Origin of the sequence: Acinetobacter sp. ANC 5600 (assembly GCF_002018395.1) — a bacterium.
Lineage (GTDB): Bacteria > Pseudomonadota > Gammaproteobacteria > Pseudomonadales > Moraxellaceae > Acinetobacter > Acinetobacter amyesii.
In genome coordinates this window covers 36274-55079 of sequence record NZ_MVKW01000006.1, presented here as the reverse complement: position 1 = coordinate 55079, position 18806 = coordinate 36274, and the positions used below count along the sequence as shown (strand labels likewise).

Genomic DNA, 18806 nt, shown 5'->3' with positions numbered 1-18806 from the left:
AGCTGAAAAAATCAAATAATTATGTAAAAAGATAAATAAAATTGAGCACTTAAGATTAAATTATGAATTATGAGCTAGATGCTTTTTTGACAATTGTCGTGGCGGTTTTGGTTTTATTTATCGGGTATTTCTTTGTACATAAAATTTCTATCCTGAAAAAATACAACATTCCTGAACCAGTGGCAGGTGGTCTAGTTGCAGCGGTAATTACTTTTATATTATTTAAAAACTTTAATATCACCGTAAATTTTGATGCCAAAATTCAGCAAATATTCATGCTGATGTTCTTTACCTCTGTTGGCTTGAGTGCAAGTCTTGGAAAACTCAAAGAGGGTGGCAAGGCGTTAGTGCTGTTTTTAGGCTGTGTCATTATATTTGTCATACTGCAAAACATCGTTGGTATCAGTTTAGCCAAAATTTTAGGATTAGATCCGCTCATCGGCTTAATTACAGGCTCAGTCACATTAACTGGCGGTCACGGTACAGCAGGCGCATGGGGTACAGTCTTTGAACAAGATCATGGTATACAAGGTGCAGTCGTACTCGGTATGGCAAGTGCAACCTTCGGCTTGGTCATTGGCGGCATGATGGGCGGGCCAGTGGCGAAATTCCTCATCCGCCGTTTTCAGTTGGCAGAAGAACTTGTACCCACATCAGGACGTAATGAAGCACCGCCTGCATCTGAAACGGCGCCTTTCGAATATCCTGAAAAAACTCGTTTAATTACCGCAGATGATGCCGTCAAAACGATGGGGATGTTTGCCATCTGTATCAGCTTTGCTTATTTCATGACAGAGTTTGCTCGTGGACAGTGGTTTGAATTACCTACCTTCGTTTGGGCTTTAGCGTGTGGTGTATTTTTAAGAAACACTCTTGAACTTGGCTTTAAAATTGAAATGTTTGATCGCTGTATCGATGTATTTGGTAACGCATCCTTGGCGCTGTTTTTATCGATGGCGCTGATGTCATTGCAGCTCTGGTTATTGGCAGATCTTGCAGGCCCGCTGGTGATTATTTTACTGGTACAAACCCTCGTTTTAGCACTGTATCTGTACTTTGTAACTTTTAGGATCATGGGAAAAAGCTATGACGCAGCAGTACTTTGTGCAGGGCAATGTGGTGTAAATTTGGGTGCAACACCGACAGCGATTGCTAATATTCAAGCAGTAACCAATACTTATGGGCCATCACATAAAGCCTTTTTAATCATACCTTTGACTGGGGCATTCTTTGTAGATATTGTCAATGCTGTGGTCATTCAGGCAACGATAGGCTTCTTTGGTTAATACTATATATAGCTTTAAAAAATGCTAAAGCATCTAGATAGAGTGTTTTAGCATTTCATTTTTCACCATCTTATTGATCAAGAATAATAAACAATGAAAGTTTTAAAATATCATTTGCCTTACATCAAATTGTTCATGCTATTTGTATTAACAGCACTTCCATTTTCTATAACCTATTCAGCTGAAATTGATGTCCAAAAGACCATAGTTCAAGCGCAAAATAACGAAAAGCAGGCGCTGTATGATTTGGCTGTACTGAAACATATGGGGCTAGAAGGTGTGGAGATTAATCTGCCCGAAGCCATAGCGTTGTATAAACGTGCTTCTGCCTTAGGGCACCGCTCTGCAAATCAAAATTTGGGATTGATATATTACAAAGGTGTCGGTGTAAAAGTAGATTATGTGGAAGCTGCAAAATGGTTTGAGATTGGTGCTGAAAGAAATTTAGAAGATTCAAAGCGTATGCTTTTGATCATGAATAAATATGAACTCATTCCAAGGAATGAGAAAAAATTGGAAAGTCTTTTAATTGAATTTGCAAATAAAGGCAAGCAAGAAGATATCGAACAATTGGCCGACTATTATTACTATACGAAGCAAAATATGCAGCTTGCTGAAAAGCCAACGATGTTGTTGGCTGAACAAGGCTTGGCTCAATATCAGTCCCGTTTGGGTATGATTTATTATCAAGGTATTGATGCAAAGCCTGATTATAAAAAGGCTTATCCGTGGTTTTTAAAGGCTGCGGAAGCAAATGATTTGAACGGAAAAATTAGCGTTGCAAGTTTTTATTTAGGTGGGCTAGGCGTACAGCGAGATTTTGAAAAAGCTGCTGCATGGTTTAATTCGGCTTATGAGCAAGACCCTGTGAAAACATGTGAAATTCACAGTCTTGTTTTGTCAAAATTGAACAATGAAATACAACAATGTGAGCTAAGTACAAAACAATAAAAAGCCCCATGGTTGGGGCTAGTCGTATCACTCGCGTGATACTCATATAAGGCTCATCTCATACTGTGTATATTAAAGCATAAAATTGAAAAAAATGCTGAGTAAATTGACAGTTAAAACTTTGTTGTTTTAGGAAAAAGCGATCGCTATACTTTGCCATGAACATTTGTTCACTTCACTATAACCATAAAGAACTATATTGATGAAAGAATATAAAGTTGTTATCTATCAAGAAGGTATGCTGGGATCTTTGCTGCTTGGCTCTTCAAAAGTTGATCCTGTTAAATTCACCAATTTTTTAAATCAAAATGCACAGCAAGGTTGGGCGGTGATTACGATGGAAAAGGATATCCGTCGTATGCTGCTTTTTTGGAAGCGCGAAGCTTATGTAGTTGTTTTGGAGAGAGAAAAATGAAATACGGTGTCTTTAGTGCACTTATTATTTCAGTTTTATGGGGTTTATTAGCCATCGCTCAATTATGGTTTGAGTTGCTCAGTGTCGAAGTATTTACCAAACTAACCGTCACAGTAGCGATCTTAGAAGCCATCATTATTATTGCAATATTGGTCATACGTGAGTATTTGACAGATAAAAAATTGAAAAAAGATGGCTATATAGATTAGAACACATAAATAGGGCAATTGAGTGCTGAACTCAATTGCCCTTAAATTTTAAAGTCATCTTATAGATTAGATCTATATTGGCTCATTACTCAATCATCATGAGGTCAGCACTGCTGGCAGATTTTAATTGTCGTAGCGCAAAAATAGAGCGGGTATGGCGTATACCTTTCATAGAATATAAATTTTTACGTAAAAAACGCTCATAGTGTTCAGCATTTTTAACTGCAACTTTCACCAAATAATCATAATCGCCAGTGACTAAATGTGCTTCTACTACTTCTGGCATATTGGCTAAAGTTTCACTAAATTGATCTAAAATTTCATCGTCGTGACGTTCTAATGTGATTTCAATAAAGAATAATTCATTGATCCCAATCGATTTTGGGTTGATGTTGGCTGTATAGCCGTCGATAATTTTTAAATTTTCTAGACGCTTTAAGCGTGTCCAACACGGCGAAGAGGAGAGACCAACACGTTCAGAAAGCTGGGCTATGGTGAGTCGTCCATCTTCTCTTAATGCGGATAATATTAAACGATCAATTCTGTCGAGGTTGTGTCGTGCTTCACTCATGCCAAAATAGAATATAATTGAGAAAAAATAGTTATATCATTTTTTGCAATAGTCGGCTGATGAAAATAAGTACACTTGGACGTTCAGTGCAGATTTTAAAGATAGAAAATAGAATATGTAAGCTGTCAGGCAGTTTGAATGAATCTAAAAGTAGAAATTATTGTGCAGTCCATAAAAAGACCACTCAGCCGGATTACTGACTGAGTGGCAAAAACTTAAGCGTGTAACTGTTGTTCAATGATCGGCCATAGGTTTTGATGTGACGATTTAAACATCAACATATGTCCGATGGCTTTATGACCTGTTTCTTTCGGTTTTAACTCAATCATTTGAGTCAAAGCATTCGGGTATAAGCGCAGCAAGTCTTTGACATTGGCTTCCGTGGCAATTTCGTCATCGGAGCTCCATACGGCAGTGATCGGGCAGCTCACTTGTTGATGAAAATCATGCTGAACAGTTTTGCCTAAGGCATTGATGACATAACCAGGTTTGCTACAAAATTCAGCCCATTCACGAGCTACATCTTTTGGCAAATTTTCACCCATGCCAATTGCATTGGTCGGGCCATAGCCAATGGTATAGCGTGCAATCGGGAAGATCACATTAAACATCACTGGAGCTAAAAGTTTGGTACGACCTTTAAGTTTTTTTACATGACCTGTAGAGCCAGAAACAGCAACCACTTTGGCAACTTTGTCAAAATTTGGCACGATACCTAATAATTGTCCGCCTGCGCTATGACCGAGTAATATGACTTTAGGCGCTTGCGTTTTACTGATCAAGGCGTCGATTGCCGCAGGGATATCAAGCTGCCCCCATTGCACAATACTTGCTGTCGATTCTTTTAGAGGGCTGTGTAGCGACTCACCAATACCACGAAAATCAAAAACTAAAACGTCATAGCCTTGTTGGCTCAACCATGTTGCATAACTATTATAAAATTGCTTGGTAATGCCTGTGGCTGGACAAATCAACACAGGTAAAACCTGTTTGAGCTCTGTCTGGTGCGGATAAAAGCGCGCACTCAGCGAATAGCCGTCTTGGCAATGAATCGTGAGTTTTTCAGATGATGACATGATTCAAACTTTATGGATGTATTCCGATGCCTCTAATTTACACAAGTTCCAAAAAGAAACCTGAAAAGAGTATGACTCTAAAGTCATGTCATAACAGGTTTGAAGCAAGTACTATTGCAGAAGAAATACAGATAAAAATAATGCGTGTAATTGAACAATGGATGTAAATTAAAATGGACATGCTTCAACTTTCGGGTGCAGTAAAAATTGCGATAGTCTTTAGTGGGATTTATTTATGGGTAGGTATGCTCACGGGTGTGTGGAAATATGCACAAATAAGACAGTCTGAACTGGCACGTGCGCATTATTATGTCGATATAGCACATCGGAGCAGTTTGTTATACGCCCCAGCGATGCTTATTTTAGCGGTATTGGCCTATTTTTCAGCACTTCCACATACACTCAATTTACTCTTTGTAATCATCAATTTGTTCTTTTTTAGCTTTTCGATTTTAAGCTATGTGCTGCATGGCTTTTTAGCTGATACCACCAATCAATTTAAAGTCCCGCACGTCTTAGGCAAATGGCATTTACCTAAATGGATGATGAGTATGGCAATGCTTGGATTGGTGATAGGCGAGTTAATTGCAACACTCGGATTGCTCTTTGGAGTCATCGTTAAATTTTGGTTTTAAGCAAAGTAGTATCAATCATAAATAGTACCAATTAGATTGGAAGCTAATCAGGAGATAAACGCTTTTAAAGTGCAGACGATGGCTATGTAGAAGAATTTATAAAACAAAACTTGAAGTTCTGCAGAATTGAAAATTTATGAGAAAAGGCTGATGATTTTCTGGTTATTTTAGAGATTATTTGTATTGTTATTTAAAATGGATTGAATGATCGAGAAGGTAGGCGTGGCATCTTTTCTTTTTTCAAGATGGATGATGCCTCATCCATCTTCTAACTTAAAATTCTGTTGATTTTTGCTTTCGATATTTGTGGTCAATGACTGCCCATAAATAAAAGGCTACAGAGACAATAAGCGCATAAGCAAAGTATTCAGGTCTTAAATTTCCTTGTATTAAGCCTTGAATAAGTAGTGTCAGCATGAGAGCAATAGTGGTGCTTGTATAGGTCACCATGTTCTTATTTGCCTTCAGAGCGTTAATGAAGAATTGCTTTTTGAAATGTACTGATAACATCTCCACCCCTCCGTGTTGTTGTTTCGCCAAAACCCATGATTTTGGTCAGGTTTGAACTACTGTTGTACTTCGAAACTAGAAGTATTTCAATAGCAAATGTCATTATTTTGTCATAAAACTATGTTAGATCATCATATAAGAATAATCATTTTATTCATATACTAAATATTATGAATCTAAAGGTGTTGACTGGTGAGTAAAATGGTCGATGCATAATATCTATGTATGAATAAGCAATATATATACCAACACGGGTATATCGGCTTTATGACACGAAACCGCTTAGCTTACAGTCTAAATCGGGCTTAATCATGGAGTTTGTGTATGGTGTATTTTGCAGAAAGTATTTGTATTTTAACTATTATTATATTTTGTAGCCAAAGGGCTGGCTTTTTTCTCATCATGAAAATAAAACTTTATTTAAACTTCAATAACTTAGGATTTTTGCGCTGTAGTGGGACAAATAAATGTCAGTTTGGGTAAAACTCGACAATTATTGGTCACAGGTAAAATCGTCATTCGGGTAAAACTCCGATTTTAGACAGGTCAAAAAAGGTTATTTTTTAACTTTGTCAATTACAGCAGCAATAATCAGCACAATCACAGAAGGGATCAGCCATGCTAAATTTTGTTGAGCAAGTGGTAAATTTGCAATAACGCTTGGAAGTGCATCTTCGAAACCAGCCACTTTTAAACCATCAAAAATACCGAAAATAAACGCACATGCGGTAACAGGCGCAATAACTCGTGATGGTGAAATAAACCATTTAGAGCAGAAGCTCAGTAGGATAACTACAATCGCAGGTGGATAAATCGCACTTAAAACAGGAACTGAAACGGCAATGAGTTTGGTTAAACCTAAGTTTGAAATAAGCAGTGAGAAGCCAACTAAAATGAACACAAAAACTTTGTATGGAATTTTAGTCAATTCTGAGAAATATTCAGCACATGCGCAGGTTAAGCCAATTGCGGTCACCATACATGCAACAAAGATCATTGCAGATAGGAAATAAGCGCCCATATCACCAAAAGCATGTTGTACATATGCATGCAGGATCACTGCACCATTTGTTGCATTTGGAGCAATATCATGGCTGCCCATACCGAGTTTGAATAAGCTGATATATACCAGTGTAAGTCCAATACCAGAAATAATACTGGCAATGACAGCATATTTGGTGACGAGCTTACTATCCGTTACGCCGCGTGAAGTAATGGCTTTGACGATCACAATACCAAAAACTAAAGCGCCTAAGGTATCCATGGTTAAATAACCATTTACTACACCTTCAGAAACTGGTGCAGTTATATAGTTATCAATTGCAGGTGGAATCACACCGGCAGGGATAAAGAACGCAGAGATACCCAGTATAACGAGGCCTAAAATCTTGAGTGGTGAAAGGAAATAACCTACGGTATCTAAAATTTTATTTGGGTAAAGTGAAACAATCGTCACCAATGCAAAATAAATCACGCTATAAATCAGCAGACTGTTTGCGCTGTTACCAAAATAAGAAGAGAAACCAATTTCATAAGAAACGGTAGCTGTACGAGGTGTTGCAAATAAAGGTCCAACAGCTAAGTAACACGCGACAGTAAGGATAATGCTGGCTGCTTTACCCAGAGGTGAACTTAAAACTTGAATAGAACCTTCTACACGCGACAAAGCAATAATCGTGATGACAGGTAGGCCAACTGCAGTGATCAAGAAACCAAATGCAGCTAACCAAACATGTTCACCCGCTTGCTGTGCGACAATTGGTGGGAAAATAATGTTACCTGCACCAATAAACAGTGCGAAGGTCATAAAACCTAAGGCAACAATATCCCGTGTACGAAGACTTGTCATAAAGGGGAGATGAACTGTGAAAAAAGGCAATTTTAGTGCAATTAAGCTCGTTTTTGGAGCAAAATTTATAAATGGTATAGATAGTTTTTATAATACGAATCATGAATATATTGACAGATAAAATAATGTTTTATTTATGTTTATGATAAATAAAAGAAATTTATTATATATAAAATTTTTTATAGGAATAAGTTTAGCTATTAAGATTTATCAGATATAAATCAATTGTTCTAATTTTCAGCACTAAATAGGATGCTATATGCCGAATAAATGCCGAAATATTGGCTGAATAAAACAAAAAAAATCTAAAAGGTCTATAATTCGGTGTATTCAAATTTGAGGATATTCAGATGAAAGCTTCCAAAATCACGATTAAAACCGAGCAAGATATTGAAAAATTACGCATTTCAGGTCGTTTAGCTGCTCAGGTTTTAGAGATGATCGGGGAGTATGTCAAGCCGGGCGTGACCACTGAATATCTAGACGATATCTGTAATGATTTTATCGTCAACACACTTAAAGTGATTCCTGCCAACGTTGGCTACTATGGCTATACCAAAACCACCTGTATTTCACCGAATGAAGTGGTTTGTCATGGTATTCCTTCGAAAGAAACTGTATTGAAAGATGGTGACATTATCAATATTGATGTTGCCATCATTAAAGATGGTTATTTTGGTGATACCAGTCGTATGTACTATGTGGGTGAGGTTTCGCCTGCGGCTAAAAAGTTAGTCGAAACTACCTACGAAGCGATGGTTGCAGGGATTCATGCAGTTAAACCGGGGGCAACTTTGGGGGATGTAGGCTATGCCATTCAACAAGTTGCTCATCGTGAAGGCTACAGCATTGTACGTGAATACTGTGGTCACGGGATTGGTAAAGTTTATCATGAGCAACCAAGCGTTTTACACTATGGTCAACCGGGTCAAGGTGTCATTCTGAAAAAAGGCATGGTCTTTACCATTGAACCGATGATTAATAGCGGTAAAGCACGTACTAAAGAGTTAAAAGACGGCTGGACAGTAATTACTGCAGACCGTTCTTTATCGGCACAGTGGGAACATATGGTTGTTGTAACCGATACTGGTTTTGAGTTGTTATCTCCATGGCCAGAGGGTACTGGCGAATATCCCGCGATCTAAGCTCTGTAGTGATGTTAATGCCATATCTGCTGTGTCTAAATGATTGAAGTTAAATAAAATTATACAGTTGTATATTTTTTGACTTTAGTCTAGGAGTTCGTGGTGGTTATGGGCGTTATCGTTTTTAAGACTAACTACATTTCTCTAAGTCTTAATTTGTAAGGCTTTGCCTATAGCTCAAAAAATCAGTTAGAGCTATTAACGATTTAATAAAGATGTATTTTATTTATACAATAGCCCTACAGATTCTGCTGTAGTTTCTGATTTTACTTAGTTTTTAAGTTTTCGCTTACCCATCACATGGGTAAGCTTTTTTTTGCTTAAAATTTAGCGTGTTCATGTTGGCTGAGTTTTTCAACTAAGTAATCAATGAATACACGTACAGCAGGTAGTAAGCCACGACGAGATGGATAAACTGCATGGAAAATACCATGTGCAGCTTTCCATTCAGGTAGTACACGAACCAAAGCACCTGATTTCACGTGATCGGACACAATACTGTCGGGTAATAACACCACGCCACAATCTTGGCAGGCCAGTGCAGCTAACATAGATAGGTCAGAGCCCATCACGGTTGGGTTAACTTTGATTTTTTTCTGATGATGCTGTGCATCGGTCACAATAATATGTTGATCGAGATGCTCATCCGCCATACTTAATATTTGATGCTGAGATAAATCTTCAGGTTGTTTGAGTTCACCAAATTTATTCAGATACGCCTGACTGGCAAATAAGTGCTGCTCAATCGTTTCAAATTTACGAATGACTAAATTAGGGTCGTCGTCTAGATTTGAACGTACACGTAGCGCAAGATCGAAGCCTTCATTAATGATATCTACGCGTCGATTGGTCACCATCATTTGCACTTTTATTTCTGGATATTGCTTTAAAAATTCAGGCAATATTTTGGTCATTTCATTTTGCGCGATGGAAACAGGTAAGCTGACTTTAATTAAGCCGCGCGGCTGCGTACTGAGATGATCAACCAAATCATGTGCGGCTTGAGCGGCATTCATCATAACTTGTGCATGGCGGTAGATATTCATACCAATATCTGTAACAGCAAAATGTCGTGAACTACGTTGAATCAGGCGGACACCTAAACGTTCTTCTAAGTTATAGACCCGACGACTCAGTTTTGATTTTGGAATATCTGTTGCACGTTCGGCTGCACTAAAACCACCATGTTCGACCACTTGGGCAAAACAATAAAAATCATCTAGATCACTCAGCACTGTTCTTATTCCATATTTGCAACGATTTTGCTAATTAACTTGAATTGTTTCATGAAGTCAATCACGTTTTGTAGTTTTTCATGTGAGAAGATTGAGCAAAATTGCCAATACTAAAGTCGGGTTAACCTTGTAATCGTTTCACATTAGCATGACCAAACAATAAATGTGGTGTATACATCTTTTAAATAACCGAATTTGAAGGATGTGATTTGAGTGTCGTCCTGATATATTCAAATAAAAGACCATTATGAAAGAAATTCGACATTAAAGGACAATGTCATGGAATTAAGACATTTACGTTACTTTGTTGCCGTTGTAGAAGAACAGAGTTTTACGAAGGCTGCTGAAAAGCTATTTATTGCTCAACCTCCTTTAAGTCGTCAAATTCAAAATTTAGAAGAAGAGTTGGGTGCACAGCTTTTTGAGCGTGGCAGCCGTCCTTTGAGAACCACCACCATTGGCCGTTTCTTTTATCAGCAAGCCGTGAAATTACTTTCCAATGCAGAAGAAATTAAGCTCATTACGCAGCGGGCCAGTGCTACTGAACGCACGATTAATATCGGTTATGGCGGTTCGCTACTCTGTGGTTTATTACCTCGAATTGTTTATTTGTTCCGTCAGCAATATCCACACTTAAATGTAAATTTAATTGAACTGAGTGCAGTCGATCAGATTCAGGCATTAAAAGAAGGTCGGGTTGATGCATGTTTTAGCCGAGTTCGTGTGTCGGATCAGGCGGTTAAACGTGTGCTATTGCGTGAAGAGCCTCTGATTGTTGCGGTGCATTCAAGCCATCCTTTATCTTCACAACAACAGATTGCATTGAATAATCTCAAAGATGAGCAGATTTTTATCTATCCAGCAACGGATGGTCAAAGTTATGCAACGCTGATCAAGTCGTTGTTTTTAGAATATGGTATGGAGCCGAAACGCTTTAATACTCAAGCTGATTTGCAGCAATCACTAGGCATGGTTGCCGCAGGCGAAGGCATTTGTATTGTTCCTGAATCTGTACAAATTATGCAGTTTAGGCATGTGAATTATGTGAAATTATCGGATAGTGCAGCCATTAGCCAAATTTATTTGATCGTGCGGAATGATGATGAAGGGGAATTGGCACGTCCTTTATTTGACTGCGTTTACCAAGTGTATGATTTGGAAGCAATTGAATACGATCGTCGAGTTTTCTAACACTTGTTAGAGCATTAAAAATAATTTGATTTTGAAATTAATTTTTAAGTTACTTATTAAGTAACACCATCCTGTATATAAAAAAACAGGCTCAATCTTGAAAAGTAATGAGCCTATTTTTTTATTCAGTCTTATTAGATCGCTTGTTTTAAGAACTTGGTGATTTCACGGCTAAATTTGACCGGTTCACTGAGCAATGGCGTGTGTCCCGATTTTTTAAAAATGATTTGCTCTGCATTGGCTAGGCTATCAGCAATAATTTTTTGACCTTGGGCAGGATAGAGGATCGATTTTGCCCCTGTGAAAAAAGTCGTCGGTGCGGTGAGTGCTGCAATGGCTTCACGATAATCTTCAGTATGGTTCAAATAATTTTGAATATACCAATATAAATAGGCCACACTTTGTGAGGGTAACATCAGCTTCTGTAAAGTTGGTTGTTGATATGCAATACGGAAAGCGGATAATGCATAAGGATTGCTATTTTGTAAGTCTATGAACCTTAACCAAGCGTCGACTAGACCTTGACGGTCATGTTTATTCATCTGCTGTGCAAATGGCACGGAGAGGTTGGTTGCAAGTACCTTCGAGATGTCTTCTAAAATACTTAAAAACTCATTGTGGCGTTTGCCATATAAACCATATTGCCAATCTGCATCTACTCGTATTTTAGGCGTTTGATCGATGTGCAAATAACGTTTAATTTTTTCAGCAAACTGACCGTATTTTAAACCGTGCATGGTGGTCGTTGCCCCCATGGAGTAGGCAATCACCGTGATTTTATCGTAACCGAGCTGGGAAACTAAGCTGTCAATATCTCGCCAATGGCTTGAAATGGTGTCCATATTTGGAATTTGACAAAGTTTAGAGCCGCCAAATCCACGCCAGTCTGGAATGATAAATTTAAAGTGTTTTCGGTGTTGATATAGAAAAGGGTGCCATTGCCAACTTTGCATGCCGAGTCCAGATAAAACCAGGATGGGTTCTCCTTGACCATATTCACGAACATACAGTTGTTGTTGATCTGGCATTGTATAGTGCGGCATGCGGCTTCCTATTTATTTTTTTGTTTTAGCGATTAAATTTATGCAACTGTGGAATGATGGTTTCAAGCCATTTGATCCAACCGATTTCCAAATCAATTCCAAGCTGTAAAATCATTTTATGAATGTACAAAGTACGGTCTTCATCATGCGCATGTGCAAAGTCTTTTGCAAAAATAGACTGGTACACTTTTAGTTTTTCTTTGTGAATTTCTAGATGACGTTCTAATTCGGGTAATACGCCATTTGTACCCAGCTGAGCTTCTGCACGTAAACGAACCATCAACTCTTCACGTAATTGAGCCGGAGGGCTTTGCTCAACCATCCAATTGGCTAATTCAACACGTCCAAGCTGTTCAACTTGGTAGGTTTTTTTACGGGTTGTACTGTGCTCATCTTCAATGGTGCTGATCCAGCCTTTTTGCAGCATACCATTGAGTTCACGGTAGATTTGCTGATGTGTTGCATTCCAAAAAAAGCCCATAGAGCGGTCAAAACGGCGTGCAAGATCGATTCCTGTACTCGGTTTTTCAAGTAAGCTCGTGAGTAAAACATGGGCTAAAGACATATATGGCTCAGTCAAAATAGTTTTGTACTTTTTATTATGCAACATGTTGCATAAAAATCAAATCTCGCATATAAATTAGTGCAACAAGTTGCAAAAATATTGTATACGTAGATGGAAAGAGAAAGCTTGTATACAAGTGAAGATAAAAATAGCCAGCTTTTCAGCACGCTAAGGAGAAAAAATGTCAAATTATCCAAATTTATTGGCACCACTAGATTTAGGTTTTACAACGCTAAAGAACCGTGTATTGATGGGTTCTATGCATATCGGCCTTGAAGAAGCACCGGGTGGCTATGAACGCATGGCTGCTTTTTATGCAGAACGTGCGAAAGGTGGTGTAGGTCTGATTGTAACCGGTGGTATTTCTCCCAATGATGATGGTGTGACATTTGCTGGTGGTTCAAAATTAGACTCTTTAGAAGAAGCAGAAAAACATAAAGTGATTACGCAGGCGGTACATGATGCTGGCGGTAAAATTGCGATGCAGATTTTGCATACAGGTCGTTACTCGTATCAGGCCAATAATGTTGCACCTTCATCTATTCAAGCACCAATTAACCCAGTAAAACCGCAAGCTTTAAGCACAGCAGACGTCGAACGCACAATCAATGATTTTGCCAAATGTGCTCAGTTAGCACAGACAGCGGGTTATGATGGTGTAGAGGTCATGGGGTCAGAAGGTTATTTAATTAATGAGTTTATTGCTGCACGTACCAACCACCGTGATGATGAATGGGGTGGCAGTTATGAAAACCGGATTCGTTTTCCAATTGAGATCGTGCGTCGTGCGCGTGAATTAGTCGGTGAAAATTTTATTATTATTTACCGTCTTTCTATGCTGGATCTGGTTGAAGGTGGTTCGACTTTCGAAGAAGTTGTGCAACTTGCAAAAGCCATTGAAAAAGCCGGTGCAACTATTATCAATACCGGTATTGGTTGGCATGAAGCGCGTATTCCGACCATTGCAACCAAAGTGCCACGTGCTGCATTTACATGGGTGACCAAGAAATTAAAAGGTCTTGTGAATGTTCCTTTAATCACCTCAAACCGTATCAATACTCCTGAAATGGCTGAGCACGTACTTGCTTCGGGTGATGCAGATATGGTGTCCATGGCACGTCCAATGCTAGCAGACCCACGTTTTGTGGAAAAAGCAGAACAAGGTCGTAGTGATGAAATTAATACCTGTATTGCTTGTAACCAGGCCTGCCTAGATCATATTTTCTCGATGAAAATTGCAACATGTTTGGTTAACCCTCAAGCTTGCTATGAAACTGAACTGATTTTTAAAGAATCTGCACAGGTGAAAAATATTGCTGTGATTGGTGCGGGACCTGCAGGTTTAAGCTTTGCAACTTATGCTGCAGAGCGTGGTCATAACATAACTATTTTTGAAGCATCGAGCCAAATTGGTGGACAGTTTAATATTGCGAAAACGATTCCTGGTAAAGAAGAGTTTTATGAAACGCTGCGTTATTTCAAACGTAAAATAGAACTATTGCCTCAGATTAAATTGGTATTGAACCATACAGCAACGTATGAAGAATTAGCTCAGTCTGATTTTGATGACATCGTGGTGGCGACGGGTGTAACACCGCGTCAGTTAGATATAGATGGTATTGATCATCCAAAAGTATTGAGCTATTTACAGGTATTACGTGAACGTCAACCTGTTGGCAAACGTGTAGCAATCATTGGTGCGGGCGGTATTGGTTTCGATACGGCTGAATATTTAACGCATGAAGGTGAAAGCGGTAGCCTCAATCCTGAGAAATTTTATGATGAATGGGGTATTGATACCACTTATGCGCAAGTCGGTGGCTTGAAACATCCAGACGTCGAAGAATCGCCGCGTGAAGTGTATTTATTGCAACGTAAGGCTAAATCGGTTGGTGCTGGCTTAGGTAAAACCACGGGTTGGATTCACCGTACAGGTTTGAAACACCGCGATGTGAAAATGATTGCGGGTGCAAGCTACGACAAAATTGATGATCAAGGTTTGCATATTACCGTTGATGGTCAATCCCGTATTTTAGATGTTGATCATGTGGTGATTTGTGCAGGTCAGGAATCCTATACCGCGATGTATGAACAGCTACAAGCAGATGGGAAAAATGTGCATTTGATTGGTGGTGCGAAAGAAGCAGGTGAGTTAGATGCTAAACGTGCCATTCGTCAAGGTGCAGATTTGGCTGCGGTGATTTAATCAGCCTCATACTAAACCACGACAACTTCATTCAATTTAATATGCAGTTGTCGTGCTTCCTCTCCATTTGGGAGAGGAGTTTGAGGAAAGGGAAATGATTCATCAAAAAAAAGGACATAAACATGACTATTGAAACAACAAAAAAATCTGTTGCACGTTGGCACGAAATGCTTAACACACGGGATATGAATATTTTAAATGAACTCTTGGCAGAGGATGTGGTGTTTCGTTCACCCGTCGCGTTTAACCCATATCCAGGTAAGCCTGTAGTAACTTTTATTTTGACCAATGTGATTCAAATTTTTGAGAATTTTACCTATCACCGTGAGTTTTATAGTGAGGATGGCCTCAATGTTGTACTTGAGTTTTCTGCCAATGTTGGAGAGAAAAAGTTAAAAGGGATCGACATGATTCAGTTTAATGAACAAGGACAGATGATAGATTTTGAAGTCATGCTCCGTCCGAAAAGTGGGTTGGAAGCATTGGCTGCGAAAATGGGTGAGCGCATTATGCAATATCAGCCTTAAATCTGCTGATTTTTAAATGCTCATCACAGAATGATAAAAAGCATGATGGATATTGTCATGCTTTTTGCTTATGAGGCTTAAGCAAACAAATATTGCTAGCTAGATACGGTTTTTTAGATGCGGTTTTTTATGGACATTGTCTGCCAAAGTGAAAAGATGGAAATGATTTGCTGTAGTGCGAAGCGAGGTGAAGGTAGGGTCAATGAATAATGTGATTCATAAAGGGCGTCAGGCGTTCTTAAATTTTGTAGATCATGCAATTGGTGCGGAATTACCACAGCTTTATTATCATCCTGAAGGGCAAATGAAACATGTGCTGCCGAAGTTAAAGCAACTACATGAAAAATATCGTCCTACGCCTTGGCTGTCGAATACCCACGCACATTTACTATATTTTGATGTCATTAAAAAGCGTCAAGTGAAGCTTAAATATGATGCTATAGAGCAGCTGACCATGGCTGATGGTGGAATCACAGCCATTGCATGGTTAGGTTTAGATTTACCTGCGGCTGTGCCAACTGTGGTGCTCATGCATACGATTACGGGAACGCCTGAAAGTATGCGGGAAGTGGTTCGGGATCTTCATCTATATACAGGTTGGCGCATTGCACTGTGTTTAAGACGTGGTCATGCCAATTTACCTATGCCTGTTGCCAAAATAAACTTATTTGGTTCAACCGATGACCTGCGTGAACAGATTGCCTTTATTCAGCAGAAATTTCCCGAATCGAATTTATTTGGCGTCGGTTCATCTGCAGGAACGGGGTTATTGGTCCGCTATTTAGGCGAACAAGGTGAGGAAACACCACTTAAAGCGGCTTTTGCTTTATGTCCGGGCTATGACACTGAGCTTGGCTTTAAAAATGTCCACCCTTTTTACAGTAAAATGATGACCAAGAAGCTCTTTCAGAAATTTGTAGAACCCTATTCTGCAACATGGTCAACGACTCCATCTATAATTGAAGTCCTAAAAAGTAAAGATCTGGCGCAGTTTGAACGTACATATTTTCAAATGGCGGGTTTTACTGATTATGAAAGTTATGCCAAATCCACCAACCCAATTTATGTATTTGAAAATCTTAAAATTCCTTTGATGATTTTAAATGCCGAAGACGATCCTATTTGCCACATTCAAAACTTTGAACCCTATAAAGAATTAATCTGTTCTTTGCCGAATGTTGTGGTGGTAACCACCAAAAAAGGCAGTCACTGTGGTTATTATGAAGGTCTAATGGAAACCCATTCATGGGCAACCAAATTGATGGCAGATTTTTTAAAGTTATATGCGAACTAAAAAATAGCCTACTTTGGGTAGGCTATTTTAAGTGTGTGTTACTCGGCTTGTGCGCAACATGCAGTTGTTTGAGGTTTAAGCTTCATCTGTATCAATACTAAAATCAACGCTATAGCGCTCAATGTCGCGCCTGCATAAGACACCGCAGCATAGCTTAGGTTAAGATTTAGCACTGCGGCACCAGCAACTGCGCCCAAAGCATTTCCAAGATTAAATGCACCAATATTTACAGAAGAAGCAAGGCCAGGGGCATCGTGAGCGACTGTCATAACACGCATTTGTAAAGGTGGTACAACGGCAAAGGCTGCTGCTCCCCAGATGATTAATGCAATCGCCGCGCCAATGGTGGTTGTTGCTAAAATTGGAAATAACAGCATCATCAGCATCAGTAAGACTAAAAAGCCAATCAAGGTTTTATCTAAGGATTGATCTGCAAACTTACCACCGAAATGGTTGCCGATTGAAAATCCGATCCCGATTAAAACCAACATGAAAGTGATAAGCTCAGGGCTTGCATGGGTAAAGACTTTTAAGCTCGGTGCGATATAGGTATAGAGCGCGAACATAGCTCCAGCACTCATTACCGTGGTGAGCAGTGCTAAAACAACAGGCATGCGAGTTAATACTTTTAACTCTGCTCGTACATCAGGTTTTTCGGTCTGTTGCTGATGAGGTAGTGCTTTCCATAATGCTAACATGGTGATGATGCCCAGTAAGGTGATGGCCGCAAAAGACATACGCCAACCGATATTTTGCCCCACCCATGTTGCGAGTGGCACGCCGCCAATATTGGCAATGGTCAAGCCCATAAACATCATAGCAACGGCACTGGCTTGTTTATCTTTTGGAACAACACTTGCTGCGACGACAGAGCCTAAGCCAAAAAAGGCGCCGTGGTTCAAACTCGTCACTAAACGCGCAGCCATTAAACCGAGATAATTGGGTGCAATCGTTGCCAAAATATTACCGATGGTAAAGATTGCCATTAGTAAAATAAGGGCAGTACGTTTAGGAAAACGTGCTAACCATAAGGTCATTAATGGGGCACCAATCATGACGCCAACGGCATAGGCACTAATCAGTAAGCCCGCTTGAGGAATGGAAACCGATAAATCTGCTGCGATTTCAGGCAAAAAACCCATCGGTGAAAATTCTGTTGTGCCAATTGCAAAAGCACCTACGGCTAATGCAATTAATGGAAAATTGAATTTCATATTAAATATCCCACACTGGAGCAAGTTCAGGTGGGCTCACTTCACGTGCATTTCTGTCTAGTGTGGCAATGGCCTGCATCTGTTCTGATGTTAAATGAATGTCTTGAACTTTTAAGTTACTGGTTAAATGTTCACGTTGGGTTGACGATGGAATTACGGCATAACCCTTTTGCAGCGCCCAAGCGAGTGTCACTTGTGCAACTGAAGCTTGGTGTTGTGCTGCAATATCAGAAAGTATTGGGTCATTTAGCACTTTGCCATAAGCCAAGGTCATATAAGAGGTGACATCAATATTTTGCTGTTTTAAGTAAGTCGCAAGTCGTTCATTTTGAAGATAAGGACTCAGTTCAATTTGATTGGTTGCAATCTGCTCAGCACCTATACTGTCAATAGCTTGTTGAGTAAGCTCAATATTAAAATTAGATACACCAATATATTCAGTCAAACCTTGTTTTTTTGCCTCAAGTAAATGTCCCATTAATTCTGGAATATTGACTCCAAGTGCAGGTGCAGGCCAATGAATAAGTGTGAGGTTAACTGCATCCGTCCTTAATTTAATTAAGCTGTCTTTTAGACTGGGTATTAGTTTGTCGGCAGCATAATTTTCAGTCCAAATTTTCGTGGTTAAGAAAATATCAGCTCGATTGACCTGACTTTCATCGATTGCTTGGCCTACTTCTGCTTCATTACCGTAGATTTGTGCGGTGTCTACAGCACGATATCCAACTTCTAAGGCAATTTTAACAGAATGAATGACAGTGTCACCTGTCAAACGGAAGGTGCCGACACCAAATTGAGGAACAATCATCAGGAGTTCTCTTTTTTTGAGTTGATGCTATTGTGCTGCTAATTTTATTGAAGAAAAATGCATGAGTTTGGAATAT

At 39.2% G+C, this 18806-nt stretch carries 19 protein-coding genes; 10 read left to right on the top strand and 9 right to left on the bottom strand.

Annotated elements, in window-relative coordinates; translation table 11 throughout:
• The first annotated feature begins 62 nt into the window (after window positions 1-62).
• The 4 genes from gltS to B1201_RS13135 all read left to right on the top strand — a co-directional run bounded on the left by gltS (window position 63) and on the right by B1201_RS13135 (window position 2861).
• Window positions 63-1286, top strand: coding sequence for a sodium/glutamate symporter (gltS, locus tag B1201_RS13150; RefSeq protein ID WP_078193933.1), 1224 nt, complete (start codon window positions 63-65; stop codon window positions 1284-1286).
• Window positions 1287-1379: 93 nt separating this feature from the next.
• A complete protein-coding gene (locus B1201_RS13145) occupies window positions 1380-2237 on the top strand; it encodes a tetratricopeptide repeat protein (protein WP_078193932.1) in 858 nt (285 codons plus the stop codon).
• Between the two features lie 202 nt (window positions 2238-2439).
• Window positions 2440-2652 carry a DUF4177 domain-containing protein gene (locus B1201_RS13140; protein WP_078193931.1) on the top strand — a complete coding sequence of 71 codons (213 nt, stop codon included), beginning with the start codon at window positions 2440-2442 and terminating at the stop codon, window positions 2650-2652.
• The gene (locus B1201_RS13135) at window positions 2649-2861 is read left to right on the top strand and encodes a hypothetical protein (RefSeq protein WP_078193930.1); all 213 of its coding nucleotides are present in this window, start codon (window positions 2649-2651) and stop codon (window positions 2859-2861) included. Before B1201_RS13140 ends, B1201_RS13135 begins: the two co-directional genes overlap by 4 nt.
• 85 nt (window positions 2862-2946) lie before the next feature.
• Here B1201_RS13135 and B1201_RS13130 read toward each other — a convergent pair whose 3' ends face one another.
• Window positions 2947-3432 (bottom strand): Lrp/AsnC family transcriptional regulator, encoded by a 486-nt coding sequence (locus B1201_RS13130; protein ID WP_078188537.1) that lies wholly within the window; start codon window positions 3430-3432, stop codon window positions 2947-2949.
• Window positions 3433-3647: 215 nt separating this feature from the next.
• A complete protein-coding gene (locus B1201_RS13125; RefSeq protein ID WP_078193929.1) occupies window positions 3648-4508 on the bottom strand; it encodes an alpha/beta fold hydrolase in 861 nt (286 codons plus the stop codon).
• Between the two features lie 173 nt (window positions 4509-4681).
• Between B1201_RS13125 and B1201_RS13120 the strand changes: the two genes are divergently transcribed.
• Window positions 4682-5143 (top strand): hypothetical protein, encoded by a 462-nt coding sequence (locus B1201_RS13120; RefSeq protein ID WP_078193928.1) that lies wholly within the window; start codon window positions 4682-4684, stop codon window positions 5141-5143.
• Between the two features lie 273 nt (window positions 5144-5416).
• Here the strand turns inward: B1201_RS13120 and B1201_RS13115 are convergent, their stop codons facing one another.
• Both B1201_RS13115 and brnQ read right to left on the bottom strand, forming a co-directional pair.
• Window positions 5417-5653, bottom strand: a complete 237-nt coding sequence (locus B1201_RS13115) for a hypothetical protein (protein ID WP_078188534.1) — start codon at window positions 5651-5653, stop codon at window positions 5417-5419.
• 556 nt (window positions 5654-6209) lie between these two features.
• A complete protein-coding gene (gene brnQ / locus B1201_RS13110) occupies window positions 6210-7502 on the bottom strand; it encodes a branched-chain amino acid transport system II carrier protein (RefSeq protein ID WP_078193927.1) in 1293 nt (430 codons plus the stop codon).
• Between the two features lie 350 nt (window positions 7503-7852).
• On the opposite strand from brnQ, the gene map reads away from it, so the two are divergent.
• On the top strand, window positions 7853-8647 hold the full coding sequence (map, locus tag B1201_RS13105) for a type I methionyl aminopeptidase (protein ID WP_078193926.1): 795 nt from the start codon (window positions 7853-7855) through the stop codon (window positions 8645-8647).
• Between the two features lie 320 nt (window positions 8648-8967).
• Here the strand turns inward: map and B1201_RS13100 are convergent, their stop codons facing one another.
• Window positions 8968-9882, bottom strand: a complete 915-nt coding sequence (locus tag B1201_RS13100; RefSeq protein ID WP_078188531.1) for a LysR substrate-binding domain-containing protein — start codon at window positions 9880-9882, stop codon at window positions 8968-8970.
• A gap of 279 nt (window positions 9883-10161) precedes the next feature.
• Between B1201_RS13100 and B1201_RS13095 the strand changes: the two genes are divergently transcribed.
• Entirely contained in the window at window positions 10162-11073 is a 912-nt protein-coding gene (locus B1201_RS13095; protein ID WP_078188530.1) for a LysR family transcriptional regulator, read from the top strand.
• 134 nt (window positions 11074-11207) lie between these two features.
• On the opposite strand, the gene B1201_RS13090 is transcribed toward B1201_RS13095, so the two are convergent.
• The gene (locus tag B1201_RS13090; RefSeq protein WP_078193925.1) at window positions 11208-12116 is read right to left on the bottom strand and encodes an alpha/beta fold hydrolase; all 909 of its coding nucleotides are present in this window, start codon (window positions 12114-12116) and stop codon (window positions 11208-11210) included.
• A gap of 25 nt (window positions 12117-12141) precedes the next feature.
• Window positions 12142-12681, bottom strand: a complete 540-nt coding sequence (locus B1201_RS13085; protein WP_078194002.1) for a PadR family transcriptional regulator — start codon at window positions 12679-12681, stop codon at window positions 12142-12144.
• A 181-nt stretch (window positions 12682-12862) separates the two neighbouring features.
• Between B1201_RS13085 and B1201_RS13080 the strand changes: the two genes are divergently transcribed.
• From B1201_RS13080 to B1201_RS13070, 3 genes are all read left to right on the top strand, one after another.
• On the top strand, window positions 12863-14887 hold the full coding sequence (locus B1201_RS13080; RefSeq protein WP_078193924.1) for an NADPH-dependent 2,4-dienoyl-CoA reductase: 2025 nt from the start codon (window positions 12863-12865) through the stop codon (window positions 14885-14887).
• 122 nt (window positions 14888-15009) lie between these two features.
• Window positions 15010-15414, top strand: a complete 405-nt coding sequence (locus B1201_RS13075; protein ID WP_078193923.1) for a nuclear transport factor 2 family protein — start codon at window positions 15010-15012, stop codon at window positions 15412-15414.
• A gap of 202 nt (window positions 15415-15616) precedes the next feature.
• Window positions 15617-16708, top strand: a complete 1092-nt coding sequence (locus B1201_RS13070; protein ID WP_078193922.1) for a YheT family hydrolase — start codon at window positions 15617-15619, stop codon at window positions 16706-16708.
• 38 nt (window positions 16709-16746) lie between these two features.
• Here B1201_RS13070 and B1201_RS13065 read toward each other — a convergent pair whose 3' ends face one another.
• Window positions 16747-17922: an MFS transporter gene (locus B1201_RS13065; RefSeq protein WP_078193921.1), complete on the bottom strand. Its 1176-nt coding sequence runs from the start codon at window positions 17920-17922 to the stop codon at window positions 16747-16749.
• Window position 17923: 1 nt separating this feature from the next.
• Window positions 17924-18730 (bottom strand): 2,5-didehydrogluconate reductase DkgB, encoded by an 807-nt coding sequence (gene dkgB, locus B1201_RS13060; RefSeq protein WP_213032936.1) that lies wholly within the window; start codon window positions 18728-18730, stop codon window positions 17924-17926.
• Window positions 18731-18806: the final 76 nt, after the last annotated feature.

Coding starts and splice junctions, on each gene's coding strand:
- gltS (WP_078193933.1), top strand. CDS start 63: ATGAATTATGAGCTAGATGCTTTTTTGACAATTGTCGTGGCGGTTTTG.
- B1201_RS13145 (WP_078193932.1), top strand. CDS start 1,380: ATGAAAGTTTTAAAATATCATTTGCCTTACATCAAATTGTTCATGCTA.
- B1201_RS13140 (WP_078193931.1), top strand. CDS start 2,440: ATGAAAGAATATAAAGTTGTTATCTATCAAGAAGGTATGCTGGGATCT.
- B1201_RS13135 (WP_078193930.1), top strand. CDS start 2,649: ATGAAATACGGTGTCTTTAGTGCACTTATTATTTCAGTTTTATGGGGT.
- B1201_RS13130 (WP_078188537.1), bottom strand. CDS start 3,432: ATGAGTGAAGCACGACACAACCTCGACAGAATTGATCGTTTAATATTA.
- B1201_RS13125 (WP_078193929.1), bottom strand. CDS start 4,508: ATGTCATCATCTGAAAAACTCACGATTCATTGCCAAGACGGCTATTCG.
- B1201_RS13120 (WP_078193928.1), top strand. CDS start 4,682: ATGGACATGCTTCAACTTTCGGGTGCAGTAAAAATTGCGATAGTCTTT.
- B1201_RS13115 (WP_078188534.1), bottom strand. CDS start 5,653: ATGTTATCAGTACATTTCAAAAAGCAATTCTTCATTAACGCTCTGAAG.
- brnQ (WP_078193927.1), bottom strand. CDS start 7,502: ATGACAAGTCTTCGTACACGGGATATTGTTGCCTTAGGTTTTATGACC.
- map (WP_078193926.1), top strand. CDS start 7,853: ATGAAAGCTTCCAAAATCACGATTAAAACCGAGCAAGATATTGAAAAA.
- B1201_RS13095 (WP_078188530.1), top strand. CDS start 10,162: ATGGAATTAAGACATTTACGTTACTTTGTTGCCGTTGTAGAAGAACAG.
- B1201_RS13090 (WP_078193925.1), bottom strand. CDS start 12,116: ATGCCGCACTATACAATGCCAGATCAACAACAACTGTATGTTCGTGAA.
- B1201_RS13085 (WP_078194002.1), bottom strand. CDS start 12,681: ATGTCTTTAGCCCATGTTTTACTCACGAGCTTACTTGAAAAACCGAGT.
- B1201_RS13080 (WP_078193924.1), top strand. CDS start 12,863: ATGTCAAATTATCCAAATTTATTGGCACCACTAGATTTAGGTTTTACA.
- B1201_RS13075 (WP_078193923.1), top strand. CDS start 15,010: ATGACTATTGAAACAACAAAAAAATCTGTTGCACGTTGGCACGAAATG.
- B1201_RS13070 (WP_078193922.1), top strand. CDS start 15,617: ATGAATAATGTGATTCATAAAGGGCGTCAGGCGTTCTTAAATTTTGTA.
- B1201_RS13065 (WP_078193921.1), bottom strand. CDS start 17,922: ATGAAATTCAATTTTCCATTAATTGCATTAGCCGTAGGTGCTTTTGCA.
- dkgB (WP_213032936.1), bottom strand. CDS start 18,730: ATGATTGTTCCTCAATTTGGTGTCGGCACCTTCCGTTTGACAGGTGAC.